At 67.7% G+C, this 15894-nt stretch carries 14 protein-coding genes and 2 pseudogenes; 8 read left to right on the forward strand and 8 right to left on the reverse strand.

Annotated features, from left to right (window positions below):
* The first annotated feature begins 20 nt into the window (after positions 1-20).
* Complete coding sequence (locus tag AB0M47_RS28650) at positions 21-1475, forward strand: FAD-dependent monooxygenase (protein WP_363419485.1); 1455 nt, start codon at positions 21-23, stop codon at positions 1473-1475.
* Here AB0M47_RS28650 and AB0M47_RS28655 read toward each other — a convergent pair.
* Positions 1469-2467 (reverse strand): zinc-dependent alcohol dehydrogenase family protein, encoded by a 999-nt coding sequence (locus tag AB0M47_RS28655; protein WP_363419487.1) that lies wholly within the window; start codon positions 2465-2467, stop codon positions 1469-1471. The genes AB0M47_RS28650 and AB0M47_RS28655 overlap by 7 nt on opposite strands.
* 81 nt (positions 2468-2548) lie before the next feature.
* Here AB0M47_RS28655 and AB0M47_RS28660 point away from each other — a divergent pair, with 81 nt between their 5' ends.
* The gene (locus AB0M47_RS28660) at positions 2549-2908 is read left to right on the forward strand and encodes a helix-turn-helix domain-containing protein (RefSeq protein ID WP_363419489.1); all 360 of its coding nucleotides are present in this window, start codon (positions 2549-2551) and stop codon (positions 2906-2908) included.
* Positions 2909-2984: 76 nt separating this feature from the next.
* Here AB0M47_RS28660 and AB0M47_RS28665 read toward each other — a convergent pair whose 3' ends face one another.
* The gene (locus AB0M47_RS28665; RefSeq protein WP_363419491.1) at positions 2985-4274 is read right to left on the reverse strand and encodes a VCBS repeat domain-containing M23 family metallopeptidase; all 1290 of its coding nucleotides are present in this window, start codon (positions 4272-4274) and stop codon (positions 2985-2987) included.
* A gap of 453 nt (positions 4275-4727) precedes the next feature.
* Here AB0M47_RS28665 and AB0M47_RS28670 point away from each other — a divergent pair, with 453 nt between their 5' ends.
* Entirely contained in the window at positions 4728-5294 is a 567-nt protein-coding gene (locus AB0M47_RS28670; protein WP_363419493.1) for a hypothetical protein, read from the forward strand.
* A 261-nt stretch (positions 5295-5555) separates the two neighbouring features.
* Positions 5556-5665 (forward strand): annotated as a pseudogene (locus tag AB0M47_RS28675) (IS5/IS1182 family transposase); the annotation flags it as partial.
* Positions 5666-5844: 179 nt separating this feature from the next.
* Here the strand turns inward: AB0M47_RS28675 and AB0M47_RS28680 are convergent.
* From AB0M47_RS28680 to AB0M47_RS28700, 5 genes are all read right to left on the reverse strand, one after another.
* Entirely contained in the window at positions 5845-6249 is a 405-nt protein-coding gene (locus AB0M47_RS28680; RefSeq protein ID WP_363419495.1) for a hypothetical protein, read from the reverse strand.
* A gap of 112 nt (positions 6250-6361) precedes the next feature.
* Positions 6362-7447: a glucose 1-dehydrogenase gene (locus AB0M47_RS28685; protein WP_363419497.1), complete on the reverse strand. Its 1086-nt coding sequence runs from the start codon at positions 7445-7447 to the stop codon at positions 6362-6364.
* A 4-nt stretch (positions 7448-7451) separates the two neighbouring features.
* A complete protein-coding gene (locus AB0M47_RS28690; protein ID WP_363419499.1) occupies positions 7452-8456 on the reverse strand; it encodes a C-terminal binding protein in 1005 nt (334 codons plus the stop codon).
* The gene (locus AB0M47_RS28695; RefSeq protein ID WP_363419501.1) at positions 8443-10212 is read right to left on the reverse strand and encodes an IlvD/Edd family dehydratase; all 1770 of its coding nucleotides are present in this window, start codon (positions 10210-10212) and stop codon (positions 8443-8445) included. The genes AB0M47_RS28690 and AB0M47_RS28695 overlap by 14 nt, the downstream gene beginning before the upstream one ends.
* Before the next feature lie 549 nt (positions 10213-10761).
* Complete coding sequence (locus AB0M47_RS28700; RefSeq protein ID WP_363419503.1) at positions 10762-11277, reverse strand: helix-turn-helix domain-containing protein; 516 nt, start codon at positions 11275-11277, stop codon at positions 10762-10764.
* Between the two features lie 96 nt (positions 11278-11373).
* On the opposite strand from AB0M47_RS28700, the gene AB0M47_RS28705 reads away from it, so the two are divergent.
* A complete protein-coding gene (locus tag AB0M47_RS28705; RefSeq protein WP_363419505.1) occupies positions 11374-12615 on the forward strand; it encodes an MFS transporter in 1242 nt (413 codons plus the stop codon).
* A gap of 19 nt (positions 12616-12634) precedes the next feature.
* Positions 12635-13141, forward strand: coding sequence for a hypothetical protein (locus AB0M47_RS28710; RefSeq protein WP_363419507.1), 507 nt, complete (start codon positions 12635-12637; stop codon positions 13139-13141).
* 199 nt (positions 13142-13340) lie between these two features.
* Here AB0M47_RS28710 and AB0M47_RS28715 read toward each other — a convergent pair whose 3' ends face one another.
* A complete protein-coding gene (locus tag AB0M47_RS28715) occupies positions 13341-13586 on the reverse strand; it encodes a hypothetical protein (RefSeq protein WP_363419509.1) in 246 nt (81 codons plus the stop codon).
* A gap of 262 nt (positions 13587-13848) precedes the next feature.
* Between AB0M47_RS28715 and AB0M47_RS28720 the strand changes: the two genes are divergently transcribed.
* Together AB0M47_RS28720 and AB0M47_RS28725 are read left to right on the forward strand one after the other, a co-directional pair.
* Entirely contained in the window at positions 13849-14604 is a 756-nt protein-coding gene (locus AB0M47_RS28720) for a DinB family protein (RefSeq protein WP_363419511.1), read from the forward strand.
* 119 nt (positions 14605-14723) lie between these two features.
* A pseudogene (locus AB0M47_RS28725) lies at positions 14724-14948 on the forward strand (DUF899 family protein); the annotation flags it as partial.
* Between the last annotated feature and the right edge of the window lie 946 nt (positions 14949-15894).

The following is a 15894-nucleotide window of genomic DNA, read 5'->3' on the forward strand; positions in this document are numbered from 1 at the left end:
CGTCTTAGTTGGGAGGAACAATGGACACCGATGTCGTGATCGTCGGAGCCGGTCCGGTCGGGCTGCTCCTGGGCGCCGAACTCTGCCTCGCCGGCGTACGCCCGATCGTGCTGGAGCGCCTGCCGGCGCCGAGTGAGCAGCCCAAGGCGCGCGGCATCGGCGTGCTGGCCGCCGAGGCACTGCGCCGCCGTGGCCTCGGGCCGGAGCTGGACCGTGAGCATGCGAAGGGGCTCGCCGCCCTCGCCGAGGACCACGGCACCACCAAGACCCACTTCGCCTGGATCCACAAGATCGACCCCGAGGCGGCCGATCCCGGCCGTCGCGGCGCGCTGATCGGCCAGCCGGCGCTGGAGAAGGTCCTCCGCCATCACCTCGCTGACCTGGGCGTCGACGTTCACTACGGCTTCGACGTCACCGGCTGGCACGACGACGGCGACGCGGTCACGCTCGACCTCGATACGCCCACCGGCCCCCGGCAGATCACCGCCGGCTACGTGGTCGGCTGCGACGGCGGCTACAGCACCGTGCGCAAGCTCGCCGGGTTCGGCTTCCCCGGCACCGCGCCGCTGATGACCGTCCGGTACGCCCACGCCGAAGTCTCCGGCCGCGACCAGCTCCCGCCACCGGGCCGCCTACCGGCGGGCACTCTGTTCCACGACGACGGCATGATCGCGACCTTCGACTTCGCCGACGCCGCCTATGACCGATCGGCGCCACTGTCCTCCAACGAGATCCGCGACAGCGTCCGCCGTGTCGCCGCAGTGGACATCACCATCGACACCTTCCACGGAGGCCTGCGCTTCACCGATCAAGCCCGCCAGGCCGACGCCTACCAGCTCGGGCGGACGCTGCTGGCAGGCGACGCCGCCCATGTCCACTCGCCCAACGGCGGCCAGGGTCTCAACCTCGGCCTCATGGACGCGATGAACCTCGGCTGGAAGCTCGGCGCCACCATCCGCGGACTCGCACCACACGACCTCCTGGCCACCTACACGAGCGAACGGCATCCCGTCGGTGCGGCCGTTCTGCACAACACCCGCGCGCAATCGGCACTGCTGGCTCCCGGGCCGCACGTCGACGCCCTGCGGGACATCATGAGCGATCTCATGGACCTGCCCGAGGTCAACCAGCGCCTCGCGCGCATGCTGTCCGGGATCACCCACCGGTACGCCGTGCCAGGCTGCGCCGCGCACCCGATCGTCGGAACGCACTGCCCTCCGCTGACCGTCAACGACAGCCCGTTGGAGCAGTTCACCACCGATGGCCGGCCGCTGCTGCTGCATCCCCAGGCCGGCAACCTCGACCTCGGCGAACGCGTCAGGGTCGTTATGGCCGAGGTGTCGTCCGACGAGAAACTGGCGGCCGTCCTGCTGCGCCCGGACGGAGTGGTCGCCTGGGCTGCGTCCCCCGGCGAAGACCTGGAGCCACCGGCCCTGCATGACGCGGTCAACGCCTGGTTCGGTCGCACCTACTGATCCATTTCGGAGACCGCGACGACGACCTTCTTCCCGCCGTGGAGCCCTTTCTCGAGGTGGCGATGTGCCTCGACGACATCGTCCAGAGCGAACACCGTGTCGACGGTGGGCCGCAGCGAACCGTTCCGGACCCCGGCGTTCAGGAAGGCCGCCATGCGCTTGACCACGGCGGCGTCGAGGGTGTGTTCGAAGCTGCGGTAGCTGAAGATGGTGATGGGCTCTCCTGCCGGCGAGGGCGTGGGCCGGGGGTCCAGGAAGCCGGCCGCGACCAGCGTCGCGCCCGGGCGGGCCGCCTGGACGAGTTCCTGCTGGCCCGGGCCCGTGACAAGGTCGAGCACGATGTCGACGCCCCTCCCGCCGGTGTGGTCGCGGACCGCTTCGACGATGGCCATGCCGTCGGTGGCGATCACCGCGGCCGCCCCGGCGGCGAGCAGGTCGTCGGTCTTCGCAGCGCGCCGCGTGACGGCGATGGGCACCGCGCCGACCTGACGGGCGATCTGCATCGCCGCCCGGCCCACGCTGCCGGACGCGGCACTGATCAGGACGTGATCACCGGGCCGCATCCCCGCCTTCTCGACGAGAGCGCCGTACGCGGTGGAGAACCCGACCCAGATCGCCGCGGCCTCCGTGACGTCGAGCCCCGCCGGCCGGGGGATGACCCGGCTGGCCGGCAGCGTCGTGTATTCGGCATAGCTACCCCGGACACTGGCGTCCGGAATCGCGGTGAGGATGACGGGGTCGTCGATCGCCAGCCCGCTGACCCCGGGACCGACGGCGTCGACGACGCCGGTCCCTTCGACGCCGAGACGGGCGCCAGGCAGGGAGATGGGTGCAGGCAAGGCGCCGGAACGCATCATCAGGTCGAGCGGGTTGACGGCGAACGCTTCGATCCTGACGCGTACCTCGCCGGCTGCGGGATCGACGACCGGCTCCTCGACGACGTGCATGACCTCCGGACCGCCGAACTCGTCGAACACGACGACTCGTGGCATGGTGACTCCTCCGTAACTGTGCTGGTCTTCTCACCGACGACGCTACGGAGCCGTGCGTTACCTCTTGGTACCTTCGAAATCATGCAGAACGCGGCCGGGCCGACCTTCCTCGCCGACTGCCCCACCCGCCTGGCAGTCGAGATCCTCTCCGACAAGTGGGCCGTGCTGGTGCTGTTCGGGCTCAGCCAGCAGCCGCGCAGGCACGGCGAGCTGGGCAATCTCATCGGCGGCGTCTCGCGCAAGGTCCTCACCCAGACGCTGCGCCGACTCCAGGAGTACGGCCTGGTCGACCGCCACACCGAAGCGCCACGGCAGATCGAGTACCGCCTCACCGACCTCGGCCGGACCCTCATCGAACCCATCGAGGTCCTGACGGCCTGGGCGAGAGACCACGGCGGCGCCATCGTCGACTTCCAGGAAGCGGCAGAAGCCGCCGCCTGATCAATTGCGGCCCACTGAGGGTTCTTCTCAGTGGGCCGCTGACTTTATTCCGGACCTTCAGGCCGGCCTCCGTCCGTCACAAGACGAAGGTGAAGGTGCCCCAGCCGTTGCCGATCTGCACCGGCGTGGAGAGCCCGCTGCCGTTGTGCGGGTAGTACCACAGGTCGCCGGAGGCGTCGACGCCAAGCACGTCGGCGGAACCGTCACCGCTCCAGTCCGCGGCGAACACCTCCTTGAACGCTCCCCAGCCGTGGCCGATCTGAACGGGAGTGCCGAATCCGCTGGCGGTGTACGGGTAGACCCACAGGTAGCCGCCGGAATCGACGCCGATGATGTCGGCGCGTCCATCGTGGTTCCAGTCGGCTCCCGAGACGTGCTTGAACGTGGCCCAGCCCTGGCCGACCTGGACCGGAGTGCCGAAACCAGTGCCGCTGTGGGGGTAGTACCACAGGTAGCCGTTGGCGTCGACGGCCATCACGTCGGCCTTCGTGTCGGCGCTGAAGTCGGCGGCGATGACATGCTTGAACCCGCCCCAACCCTGCCCGATCTGCACCCCAGGCGACAGCTGCTGCGCGTTGTTGGCGTAGTAGCGCAGGTAGCCGCCGGAGTCGACGCCGAGGACGTCGGCAGCGCCGTCTCCGCTCCAGTCAGCGGCCATGACATGCTTGAACCCGCCCCAGCCCTGACCGATCCGCACGGGCGAGGAAAGCCCAGCGCCGTTGTGCGGGTAGTACCAGAAGACGCCGGACGCATCGACGCCCAGCACATCGGCAGCGCCATCGCCGCTGAAGTCGGAGACGTGGTCATCCTCGACCTGCACCGGCACCGGCAGGCCGGCGAAATCGATGTTGATGGCCGCGCCCTTGGTGACCGAGCCGCTGCACGTGTACGCCCCGGCAATGGCGCTGTACAGGCCGCCGTTGCGCCAGACTTCGAAATGCAGGTGCGGGCCGGTGGAGTTGCCAGTGCTGCCCACGAAGCCGAGCGTCTGGCCGCGTCCCACCGACTGACCCACCGAGACCGACGGGGCCTGCACCATGTGCAGGTACTTGGTGACATAGCCACTCGCGTGGGAGAGGGTCACGCTGTTGCCGCCGCCGGAGGTGTACCCGGCGAAGGTCACCGTGCCCGCGTACGCCGCGCCGATCGCCGTACCGCCGTTGCCGGCGATGTCGATGCCGTAGTGGTCGCTGTCGATACTGCCGCATCTGTTCGACAGCACACCGGTGACCCGGCCGCTGACCGGCTGAATCATCGCCCCGACCTGCGCCGCTGCGGGCTGCGCCGGCATCAGCACGAACGCGCCCAGCATGAGAGCAGCTCCGATGGCCGACCGTGCGACCGTCACGGGCTTCCTTGTCCGCATCGCATCTCCTCACAGGGGTTAGCGCGGTCGGCTATGACGTTGGGTATGCCCTCACCAATCCGCGCATTTGATCGAACAGTTCGAATGCGACGATCTTGTTCGCGGGCAGAGTGGCACGTCAAGTACGCACAATTGAGGACTGGCGATGCGACGACAGCCAGCCTCCGCTCACGTGGTGGGCCCTCGCCAGCATGGATAATGGGCAGTCCGAGCGGAAACGCTCGCTCGCGGACCGACCCGTCGCGATACGGCCTTGCCTGCAGCGCGCAACAGCGAGGCCAGTGCACGCAGGCAGTCCTTGTTGGGGTTCGGAACGGAGGGTGAGAGCTGATAGCAGGGCACGCTTTTCGTCGGATCTTTGGGACTCGATTTGAGGCGAGGTCTCACTGAGCGCGTGTTTGAGAAGTCTCGCGGTTGCCCTGCGTTCCCGAAGCTTATGGATGGTGCGAGATGATGTCTGACATGTCGGCGTCGTCGGGCGATGAGCTGCTGGAGCATACGGCGCGTGAGCAACTGGCGTCGGGAGTCGCAGCGCCTGATGCCTTCGTGAAGCTCCTCTTTGCTGGGGTTGGTCCCGCCGAGGCCGCCGTCGCCGTATGCGTTGCTGCCGGATCGCCACGAGCGGATGCTCAAAGGCGCCTTGAGGCATTCGAAGGGCTGTGGGATGCGATTGAGCCGGGCGAGGAGGCCGAAGCGGCGGACGTGCTTGCCGTGCACGGCTACTTCGAGCCGGATGCGACGCTCAGTAAGGACCAGCAGGAGATCGCGGCCCGCTTGCGCGTCGTCCTCACCACTATCGAAGGGGTTCCAGGCGGCTACGCGGTGACGTTGTGGAAGGACCTGCGAACGGGACGCTTGAAGAACGCGTTCCTTCAAATGGAGAGCCTGGGCAGCGTCCGCTGGAAGGAGAACAAGGCTTTCTGGATCGCGATGTGTCAAGCCGGTGAGGCGTTCACGGACGATGATGTCGGCCTGGGTGCGGCACGAAGGCGTTGCCGCGAGCGAGCGGTCGATCTTTGAATGCCTGGGGGTTGCCCCGAGTCACACCCGCAATTCTTTCAGCGTCCAGGCACTTCGGCGGGTGGGTCCGCGCCGCTCACGGCCGCAGCGAGTAGCCATCAGCCGGGATCATCTCGACTCCCGTAGCGTCAAAGGCGCGTACTTTTTCACCGGGCGCGGTTCGTCTACGCCGACGCGGGCCTTGCCTGCGTGCTGGTCAATTGGTGCCAGCGCGTCGTGCGTACCGCGCTGGAGATCGTCCGCAAGGCCCCCCATCAGAAGGGATTCGCGGTCCCTCTCGCCGCTGGGTGGTCGAGAGATCCCTGGCATGGCCGGCCGCCCACCGCAGGCTGGCCCGCGACTACGAACGTCACCTCGCTACCTCCGAGGCGACGCTCGACCATCGCCGATGCCAAGGGTATTCGTCGAAGGGGCATCTCACGACCAGCGCATCGTCGCCCGAACCTCGGACTTCGTGCCGGGCGATGCGCCTTCCCCGGACATCACCGCCGCGACGGACGAGGTGATCACATGTCGCTGACCCCATCGGCTGCCTCTGACGCCAGATCGATCAACTTGTCGATGGGAAGTCCACACCAGGAGAGAACCGGTACAGCACGCGTGCGCCCGGTGGCCACGCCGCATCTATGTCAGAGCCTGATGTGGCGAGCACGGTGGCTCTGCCGCACACGATGAAGCCCTCATCTTCGTTAGGCAACGTCCAGCACAGCATCCGTGCGTGGAGCTTCTCCGGGACTTCGGTGAAGGCGAGGATGCGCTCGCGTTCTTCGCCACCCGCCCGCTGGAGCGTCAGCGGATGGTAGGATGTGCGCAGCTTGACCGCGCATACGCCCTCGAACAGCACGTGCACGGACTCCGGTTCGTCCCTGTCGGCAGGGCTGCGCAGGAGCAGTTGCGAGTGCCCGACGCCGTAGCGCCAGACCCGGAAGCGCCGATCCAAGACGATAGGGTCCACCCCACCGAGGATGCGTCGTCGCGCCGATGACTGCCAGCGAGTGGATGGTCGTTGTCGGAAACTGTCGGGCGCATGTGGGCCGAGAGACGGTCCAGTCCGTGCAGCGTTTCCCTCAGTCGTGGATGCGGATGACGTCTTTGACTCCGTGCGGCTGCCGGAGGATCTCCGGGGCAGCGTCGAGCGGCACCCGATTGGTGATGATCGCCCGGACGCTGTGCGGGATCAGGTACATCGCTTGTTCGAGCTTCTGCACGGACAGTTCGAACGCTGACCGGCCGGCGTTGACCGTGCCTACGATGACCTGATTGTTGAGGACGATGTCTTTCATGATCCGGTCGATGGGCAGCGTGGCGGGCTCGTTCAGCGCGGGAATGCCGGTGAGGATGAGCAGGCCGTTGGGCGCGAGCGCCTGAGTGGCGTTGAAGGCCACGGCCGGGACGCCGACGGCTTCGTAGATGACGTCGATGGCGCCGGTGACGCTATTGATCTTGTCCATCGGGGTCTGCTCCGTGGACAGGTACGACGCGCCCAGTTCGCGGACCTTGTCGGCGCGAGGGCTGTCGGCGGGTTCGCGCGAGTAGACGACCGTGTCGAACCGGGTCACGGTCATCGCGATGGCGCCGAGCATGCCGATCGGGCCTGCGCCCAGCACGAGGGTTCGGGGCTTGTCCGGCTGCCAGGGCAGGCGCTGCTGGATGGCCTGGGCCTGTTCGGCGGCCTTGGCAGCGATGGACAGCGGCTCGATGAGAGTTGCGACGTCGGTGAGTTGCGGCGGCACGGTGACGAGGTTCTGCTCGTCTTCGAGGACGAGTTCGGTGAGGAAGCCGTGGGCTTGTTTGATGCCGCGCTCGGTGAACGCGCCGGTGGTGCAGAAGTCCTGCCGGCCGATCCGGCACGTGCGGCAGCCGGGATCGGGGCATGGCCGGCGCACGGTGGGGACGACCAGGTCGCCGACCTGGAGTTCGGTGACGTCTGGGCCGGTCTCCAACACCTCGGCCACGGCCTCGTGGCCGAGGATCAAGTAGTCCGATCCATCGGGTGGATCGCCGTACTCGAAGGCGGCGATCTCACGGTCGGTGCCACAGATGCCGACCTCCAGTACGCGCAGCAGGGCTTGACGCCCGGTCGGCGCGGGTGGCTCGGCGACGTCGATGACGCGGACGTCCTGCTGTGCGCGGAATATGGCCAGAGCGCGCATATTCTCAGGTCCTTCCATGCTCGACGTGGTTCACCGGGGAGCGCGGTGGTTGGCCGCTGAGTACCCGGACGGCTTCGGTGGCCGCGATGGTGCGAATGGCCTGAATGGATTCCTCGGAGTAGTAGGCCGCGTGCGGAGTGACGATCACATTGGGGTTTTCCAGGAGCGGGTTGTTCGGTTTCCAGTCGCGTTGCTTGGCGGGTTCCTCTTCCAGGTCGTCGACCGCTGCTGCGGCGATGACGCCTCGTCGCAGCGCCCGGTCGAGAGCGGAGTCCTCGACGATCGGCCCGCGTGCGGTGTTGATGAGGATGGCGGTGGGTTTCATCCGGGCCAGCGTGGTGTCGTCGAACAGGTGGCGTGTCTGCGATGTGAGCGGCGCCTGGATCGTGAGGTAGTCCGACTGGCTGACGAGCTCGTCCAATTCAACCTGCCGGACCCCGTCGGCGCGCAGTTGGTCGGCGTCGACGAACGGGTCGTAGGCCCAGACCTCGACGCCGAACGCTTGGGCGCGGGCGGTGATGAGGCGGGCGATGGCGCCGTAGCCGAGCAGGCCGAAGACGCGACCGCGTAGCCGCCAGATCGGTTCGCCCGTCTGCCAGCGCCATTCGCCGTGCCGTGTGGCCGCGTTGTATTCGGCGACCTTCCGGGCGGCGGTGAGCCATAGCGCGATGGCGTGGTCGGCGACCTCGTCGGCACACCAGTCGTTGGGCGCGTTGGTGACCTGTATGCCGAGACGGGTGGCTTCGTCGACGTCGACGATGTCGACACCGGTGCCGTACCGGGAGATGACCCGCAGCCGCGGCAGGTTGCCCATCGCGGTGGCCCCGATGTGGGCGTACTGGGTGAGGATGCCGTCGGCGTCCTGCCCGTACGCGATGACGTCCTGCTCGGACTTGCACTGGTGGGCGCTGAGCCGGAATCCGGCGTCCTCGACGATGGCGCGCTCGATCTCGACGTCGCCGAAGTCCGAGTCGGCGATCATGATCGTGCCGGGGTTAGTGCGAGTCACGAGGGATTCCCTTCGTGGCGATGATGTCCTGGTACGCGACGGCGAACTCCAGGCAGCTGCCGGTGTCCATCTGCCCGGTGTGGGTGCGGAACAGCTCCTGCCACGGCGTCTGGTGGGCGAACGTCAACGGGACGTGCTCGCGCCACCGTTCGGCGATCTCCTCGTCGCTGAGGTTGACATCGAGACGATGGTTCTGGACGTCGAGCGTGATGCGGTCGCCGGTGCGCAGGATGGCGAGGTTGCCGCCGACGGCGGCCTCCGGGCTGACGTTGAGGATCGATGGGGCGTCCGCGGTGCCGCTCTGCCTCCCGTCACCCAGCGTCGGGATCGCGTCGAACCCGCGCAGAATCAGCTCTGTCGGTGGCTGCATGTTCACGACCTCGGCCGATCCGGGGAAGGCGATGTTGCCGGCGTACCGGACGACCAGGATGCAGTCCTCGTCGATCTCCAGCTCGGGATCGTCGATGCGGCTCCGGTAGTCCTCGGGGCCGTCGAAGACCACGGCGCGCCACGTCACGGTCGGGTTGGTGAGATAGCGGGCGTGGAGGTCTTCGGTGATCACCGACATCTTCATCATCGCGGAGGTGAACAGGTTGCCGTGCAGGACGAGCACCCCGCCGCGCTGGCCGAAGGGATGGTCGTAGCTTGCGATGACGTCCGGGTTGGTGCTCGCCGCGTCGGCGACGTTCTCGCCGATGGTCCGTCCGTTGACGGTCAACGCGTCGCCGTGCAGCCGGCCAACCGCCAGCAGGGCGTGCATGGTCGCCGGTACGCCGCCGGCGTGGTAGAAGTCCTCACCGAGGTATTCCCCGGCCGGGGCGCAGTTGACCAGCTTCGGGATGTCGCCGCCGACGCGTTCCCAGTCGCCGTTGGTCAACTCGATGCCGCAGTGACGTGCGATGGCGTTCACATGGATGGGGCAGTTGGTGGATCCGGCGATCGCCGACGTGACCATGACCGCGTTCTGGAAAGCGTCCCGAGTCATGATCGTGCGCGGGGTCAGGTTCTCCCGTACCAGTCCCACCGCCCGATGACCGGTGTCGTACGCCATCTGAGCCCGTTCCCGATACGGGGCGGGGATCGCCGCACAGCCCGGCAGGCTCATGCCGAGCGCCTCGGCGATGCTGTTCATCGACAGCGCCGTGCCCATGGTGTTGCAGTGCCCGGTGCTGGGCGCCGAACGCGACACCCGGTCCATGTACTCGGCGTAGTCGATGCGGCCGGCCGCCAGCAGTCGCCACGACTCCCAGATGACCAGCCCCGACCCGACCCGGCGGCCGTCCGAGTACCCGTTCAGCATGGGCCCGCCGGACAGTACGATCGCCGGCAGGTTCACCGTGGCTACGGCCATCAGGCAGGCGGGCGTCGTCTTGTCGCAGCCGGTCGTCAGCACCACCCCGTCGAGCGGATAGCCGTAGAGGATCTCCACCAGTCCCAGGTAGGCGAGGTTGCGGTCCAACGCCGCGGTGGGCCGCTTACCTGTCTCCTGCAGCGGATGGACCGGGAACTCCAACGGGATCCCGCCCGCGTCTCGCACGCCGGCCCGTACCCGATCGGCCAGCTGCAGGTGATGCCGGTTGCAGGGGACAAGGTCGCTGCCGGTCTGGGCGATCCCGATGATCGGACGTCCCGACTGCAGCTCTTCCCGGGTGAGCCCGAAGTTGAGATAACGCTCGAGATACAACGCCGTCATCTTTGGGTTGGCGGGGTTGTCCCACCACTGCTGGCTGCGTAGCCGCTGCGTCGCATCGCTCACGGCTCGACTCCGTTCGCCGGCGTACCGAAACGCGCGCCGGAGTCGAGCCGAGCGGTGCACACCCTCGCCGCTCCGCGAATGTCATCCGTGATTTCGTAGTCCTCGATGAGCGCAGCCATCACATCTCCCGCCCCGGGCCTGCTGTCTTCAGCGAAACACAACGACGACAGCGACGAAGCCAGATCACAGATTCACGCCACACCTGGCCCGCTGCGCTGTCGTGGTCGGCTTCGAATCCGACACGCCTGCAGATAGCGCTTTGGCGGAAAGTCGGGAAGAACGGCCATTCAGCCGAAGGCGATGTGAACCAAGCGCTCGGCCGGGAAACCCATCAAAAAGCCCTCTGAAGGAACTCCTTCAGAGGGCTGCTGATCTTGCCATTCGTGCTGCTGGCGCCCTGGTGGCCCGATATGAGCGCTGCTGGGCCAAACATCAGACCATCACCGCTAAGCCCGCAAGCGCCAGATGATCATGGTCCGTGAACGTCCCTACGCGTCGGCCCGGTCGCTCCGCCGTGTCAGCTACACAGTGGATGGTCGCGGAACAGAATCACAGGCCGGCATCGAGCGGTTGCAGCAGCGTATGCCGCTGACGCAAGGCGATGGCGACCGCGTCCGTACGCCCACGGGCCTTGCCGTCGCGAGGTTCGGTGGCGATGTCCGTCGGGGGCGCGTAGACGTGACAGGCCGGGCAGTTGCCGTGGTCGTCGATCTCGCTGCCGCAGACGACGTGCACGAAACGCAGCTGGTTGGGACCGGCCACGCGGGTGCCCCACGACAGCAGGGCGTGCAGCGCCGGCCAGAGGTCGCGGCCCAGCGGCGTCAGATCGTAAAGGTGCCGTGCGGCGTGGTCGGGGTCCTGCGCACGCACGAATACGCCGTTGTCGACCAGGGTCGCGAGGCGCTCGACGAGAACGGCCCGCGGGATGTCGAGATGGTCCCGGAAATGGTTGAAGCGCCGGACGCCGTAGAACGCGTCACGGATGATCAGCAGCGTCCAGCGCTCGCCGATGAGCTCCAGCGCCCGGGCCAGAGTGCAGTTCTGCGCTTCGTACGTGCCTGCCATGGTTCCCCAGTCTAGCTCCGAGTTCGGAAAGTAGACCCGAACCATGGTAGCGTCGCTGAGGTTCGGAAAACGAACCTCACTGAGCGGAGGGAAACGATGACTGAGCACAGGAACGAACCCGGGCTGCCCATCGTCGTGGTGCTGTTCATGGCCGTGGCCGCCGCACTGGGTACGTCGACCATCTACCTGTTGCAGCCGTCGGTGGCCGACGTCGCCGCATCCACCCACACGCGTATCGCCGTGGTCGGCATCGCGTTCGCCGCCGGCCCGGTCGGCTACATGCTCGGCCTGGTGGCGCTGGTCCCGATGGTCGACCGGTGGTCGCCGGCACGCGTACTCGCCGGCCAGTTCGCCGTGCTGGGCCTCGCACTGGCCGCCGCGGCCGCCGTCCGGCAAGTGATCCCACTGGCCGTCCTGATGGCCCTCATCGGTGCCGGCTCGGTGGTGGGTGCCGGGATGAGCTCGATCGCCGGCCGGCTCGCCCCCGCGCACCGGCGGGCGACCAGCCTCGGCATCGTCACCGCCGGCATCTCCGCCGGGATCCTGGCCGGCCGGATCGGCGGCGGCTGGCTGGCCGACGAACTGGGCTGGCGCACCATGCTCCTCGTCGTCGCCGTTGCCTGCGGCGTACTTGCCGCATGCTGCCTCGCCGTACTCCCCGCCGCGCACGGCCAGGTGACCGGGAGCTACCTGGCCGGCCTGCGTACGCTCCCCGGCCTGTTCGTCCGCTACGGCGCGCTGCGGTTGGCAGCCTTCAGGGGCGCTCTGTGGTTCTTCGGCTTCTGCGCCGTCTGGGCCGGCTTGGCGGTCGCCTTGTCCCAGCCGCCATACTCCTATCCCGCAGAACGCATCGGCCTGTACGCCTTGGCCGGCCTGTCCGGCATCGCCGCCACCCAGATCGCCGGAGTCTGGACCGACCGGGCCGGTGCCCGGAAAGTCATCCTGGCCGGACTGATGCTGGCCGGCAGCGCCGCATTGCTGAGCGGCTTCATGCTCCACAGCACGGTGGCTACACTGGTCTGCCTCGCGTTGTTCGACGCCGGACTCTTCGCGGCCCAGGTCGCCAACCAGAGCACGGTGCTGGCCCTCAACCCGGCCGCGCCCGCACGACTCAACAGCGCTTATATGGTGGCCTACTTCGTCGGCGGCAGCCTCGGAACGATGTTCGGCGCGGCAGCCGTCGCGTGGTTCGGCTGGGCGACGACCACCTCGATCACCACCGCCGCCATCGCGGTGGCCGCAGTGGTCACGATGACTGCCCGCCCGACCCCAGCGGGGTCGCCCCGGCTGTCGGCAGCAGAAGGCGTCGCCGTTCCCCTGACAGAAGATGTCAGCTGAGTGGCGTTAGCGTCCGGGCATGACCGAACAGATCACCGTGGAACAGGGTGCCGACGGCCGGGCCGACTTCGACTTCTTCTTCGGCCGGTGGCATGGCGCGATCCGCAAGCTCGCCGACGTCACCGACCGGGCCTGCACCGAGTGGGTCGAGTTCGAGGCGACTTGCGACTGCGGCCCGATCCTGGAGGGACTGGGCAACTTCGAGACCGCGATCATGCACCCCGGCGGCCAGGCCGTGGAAGGGGCGACCTTGCGCCTTTTCGTGCCGTCGACCCGGACGTGGCGTATCTGGTGGATGTCGTCTCGGCTGCCGGGGGTCCTGGACGCGCCCGTCGAGGGCCGTTTCGAGGGCGATCGCGGGATCTTCGAGGGCCCGGACGAGTTCGACGGCACGCCCATCCTCGTACGCTACGAGTGGGATCTGCTCAACGCCGACGAGGTCCAGTGGGCTCAACGCTTCTCCTGGGACGGCGGCACCACCTGGGACGACCTCAACTGGGTCACCATGTGGACCAGGATCGTTTGATCCCGCGTCGCGGCCATCCTGCCGCGGTGGGCTGGCGGCGCTCCCGCGTGCGCCGTGGACTGTTGGGCACATCAGGTGGCTGCGGAGGGACGGGTGAATGCCTTGTTGCGGTGGGCTGGGCGGTGCCTCGGTCCAGCCGCGCGGAGTACGACGTCGAGGACTCGGTCGGGGTCTGCGGCGTAGCTGGTGCTGAACGAGGCTATGTCGCCTCCACCACGGCCCAGTGTTCGTCACCGCGGTCGGCGTTGCGGGCCCGGCCGATGTCGACAACGACGGCACCGGGTAGGCCGTCAGCGCAGGTGCTGAGCAGGCCGGCGGCGAAATGGAGTATCGCGGCACTGTGCCGGCAGGCATCCAGAGGCACCGGATCGAGTCGGCCATGGGTCACGTAGCGGCTGAAGCTCGGGCCGACTACGCGACACATCGCGTGATTGTCACAGGTCATGCGTTGACTGCATCACCGCTCGTCGCGGCAACATGGCAGTGCGATTCGCCTCGGGCGCGGCCCGGCTTCCAACCTCAGCTACGAGTACTGACTGGAGTAGAACCCAGCTGGGCGAGCACGTCGCCGCCTGCGTGCGGTCGGGCATTGCTGTCGCCGATTTGGGAAGGGCCCATGAACGCGATCCTCGCGGTGGGGACCATACATATGTCGGTGGGTTTCCATATGCTCTGAGTCCTGACCGTACTCGGCAAGGAGGAGTTTCATGGCGACCTTCGGTCCTTCGGACGACCTGCAGAAAGCGGTCTTCCGGGGCGTGAACCTGAGCGGCGCGCGGTTTGTCGAGTCCGACCTGTCCGGCGTGGTGATGCGCGGGGTCGACATCGCGGGCTCGGACATCGACGCCCCGTGGCTGTTCGAGAACGGGAACGTGTTACGCGTCAACGGCGTAGACGTAGCTCCGTTCGTCGATGCGGAGCTCAACCGGCGCTTTCCTGGTCGCGCCGAGCGGCGAGCCGCCGATCCGGACGGCCTGCGCGCGGCCTGGGCCGCGCTCGAGCGCACCTGGGCGGCTACGCTCGAGCGCGCGGCGGCGATGCCGGTCGGCACCGTCGACATCTCGGTCGACGGCGAGTGGTCGTTCGCCCAGACGCTGCGGCACCTGGTGCTGGCGACGGATATGTGGCTCGGTCGGGCAGTCTTGGAGCTGGAGCAGCCGTTCCATCCGCTCGGCCTGAGGGACGCCGGTAGCGACGGCAGCTTCGACACGTCGGTCTTCACCACTGACACACCGACCTACGCCGAGGTGCTCGAGGTCCGTGCCGGCCGAGTGTCCATGGTGCGCGATTTCCTGGCCGCCGTCACGCCGGAGGATCTGGCCGCCGCGCGCAAGAACCCGCACAACCCGGAGTACCGCCAAACCGTCGGCTCGTGCCTGCACGTGATCCTCGAGGAGGAGTGGGAGCACCACCGGTTCGCCGTCCGCGACCTCGACGCCATCGCAGCAACACCCGGCGGCTGAGCCGTTACGTTGGAGGCGCCTCCACTTCACCGAAGCATCACGGCCAGCGGCTCCACAGGCTAGGCATTGACTGTCTGCTGGCGTAGCTCGCGGCTGGGCACAACCACGAGCGCGGCACGAAGATGCCGGGCATTAGCACGTTCCTGCGGGTGGGCGAGGACGTCTTCCACACCTACTCCACCTGCGGCCGCGGCATCGAGGAGTTCCACAGCGGCGACCAGTACCTCGATCTCACCGCACTCGGCCGGCAGGAGGAATGGGAGGAGCCCCGGGGACGAGCCACTTCGCTTGGCTTGGAGGTCGGTGGTCCGAATCTACGCCTGCCCGACGAGTACGACGTCTGACCAGAGCCCGGCCACGGTGTGACCCGATCACGAGGTTGCCGCGACGGTTCTCAGCCGGGCGGGCCCTCGTAGCCGGGCATCAGATGGGTGCGGCCGACTTCTGAGCGGTGTCAGATGAGTTGAAAACCAGGAGTCGGGCCGGCGTCGCCCGTCGATGCGTTCTCGTGTAGCCAGGGCAGATAGCCGCCAGGCGCGGGATCTGAAGTCAGCGATGCGGCTGGCGTGGCTGCTGGCCGCGCATGGGGTGCCGCCGTTGGGCCTGTATGCGGTTGCGCCAGGGACTCTGCTCCACGCCTGCTCCCCTATCGAGCTCTCCGAGGCTGGCGCTCAAGACTGTGGCCGATGAGGTTGGTAAGACGATGACCATGCACTTCGGTGATGTTCGTGCGGCCGCTGAGCCATTTCGGCTGGTATTCCTGGATGCCGAATCGAGTCACGGGCCGATTGCCGCTTGGCAGTTGAGTCGGCAGTGGTTTTGTCGGGCGGGTGCTTGGCGACGTGCGCGCTCTCCTCGGCTGGGCTTTCAGCATGGAACCCCCGCTGGTGGCAGTCATTAGTCCCGCCGATGCCGACATGACGGCCATCGGGACTGCCCCGGAGCCAAGGACGCTGGTGCTACTACGAAACGGGATGCGCAACCGACGCCTGGCGTGCCGCTAAGGCCACCATCGCGGATGGCGGCGACGCGCACAGGCGGCGTGCAAGGCCGGCCTGCCCGACCCCGATGCTGCTGACGGATTCCGGAACGGGATCGCCAACTCCCTCGACTGCCGCAGCGTCGTCGCGTGTTCCATCGGCCAACGCCACATAGGAGCTTCATCGCAGGGCGGCGAGGTGTCGGCGTGCGGTGAGGGTGGAGATGCCGAGTTGGGTGGCCACGGTGGTGGTGTCGGCGTGGGGGTTGTCGGCGAGGAGGTTGGCCACTTTGGTTGCGGTGTTGACCGGT

The sequence above is a fragment of the Hamadaea sp. NPDC051192 genome, from assembly GCF_040682475.1.
Classification (GTDB): Bacteria; Actinomycetota; Actinomycetes; order Mycobacteriales; family Micromonosporaceae; genus Hamadaea; species Hamadaea flava.

Excerpts from the sequence above, each read along its gene's own strand:
- AB0M47_RS28705 (WP_363419505.1), top strand. The coding sequence starts at position 11,374 with ATGACTGAGCACAGGAACGAACCCGGGCTGCCCATCGTCGTGGTGCTG.
- AB0M47_RS28720 (WP_363419511.1), top strand. The coding sequence starts at position 13,849 with ATGGCGACCTTCGGTCCTTCGGACGACCTGCAGAAAGCGGTCTTCCGG.
- AB0M47_RS28715 (WP_363419509.1), bottom strand. The coding sequence starts at position 13,586 with ATGACCTGTGACAATCACGCGATGTGTCGCGTAGTCGGCCCGAGCTTC.
- AB0M47_RS28665 (WP_363419491.1), bottom strand. The coding sequence starts at position 4,274 with ATGCGGACAAGGAAGCCCGTGACGGTCGCACGGTCGGCCATCGGAGCT.
- AB0M47_RS28670 (WP_363419493.1), top strand. The coding sequence starts at position 4,728 with ATGTCTGACATGTCGGCGTCGTCGGGCGATGAGCTGCTGGAGCATACG.
- AB0M47_RS28660 (WP_363419489.1), top strand. The coding sequence starts at position 2,549 with ATGCAGAACGCGGCCGGGCCGACCTTCCTCGCCGACTGCCCCACCCGC.
- AB0M47_RS28650 (WP_363419485.1), top strand. The coding sequence starts at position 21 with ATGGACACCGATGTCGTGATCGTCGGAGCCGGTCCGGTCGGGCTGCTC.
- AB0M47_RS28685 (WP_363419497.1), bottom strand. The coding sequence starts at position 7,447 with ATGCGCGCTCTGGCCATATTCCGCGCACAGCAGGACGTCCGCGTCATC.
- AB0M47_RS28655 (WP_363419487.1), bottom strand. The coding sequence starts at position 2,467 with ATGCCACGAGTCGTCGTGTTCGACGAGTTCGGCGGTCCGGAGGTCATG.
- AB0M47_RS28710 (WP_363419507.1), top strand. The coding sequence starts at position 12,635 with ATGACCGAACAGATCACCGTGGAACAGGGTGCCGACGGCCGGGCCGAC.
- AB0M47_RS28700 (WP_363419503.1), bottom strand. The coding sequence starts at position 11,277 with ATGGCAGGCACGTACGAAGCGCAGAACTGCACTCTGGCCCGGGCGCTG.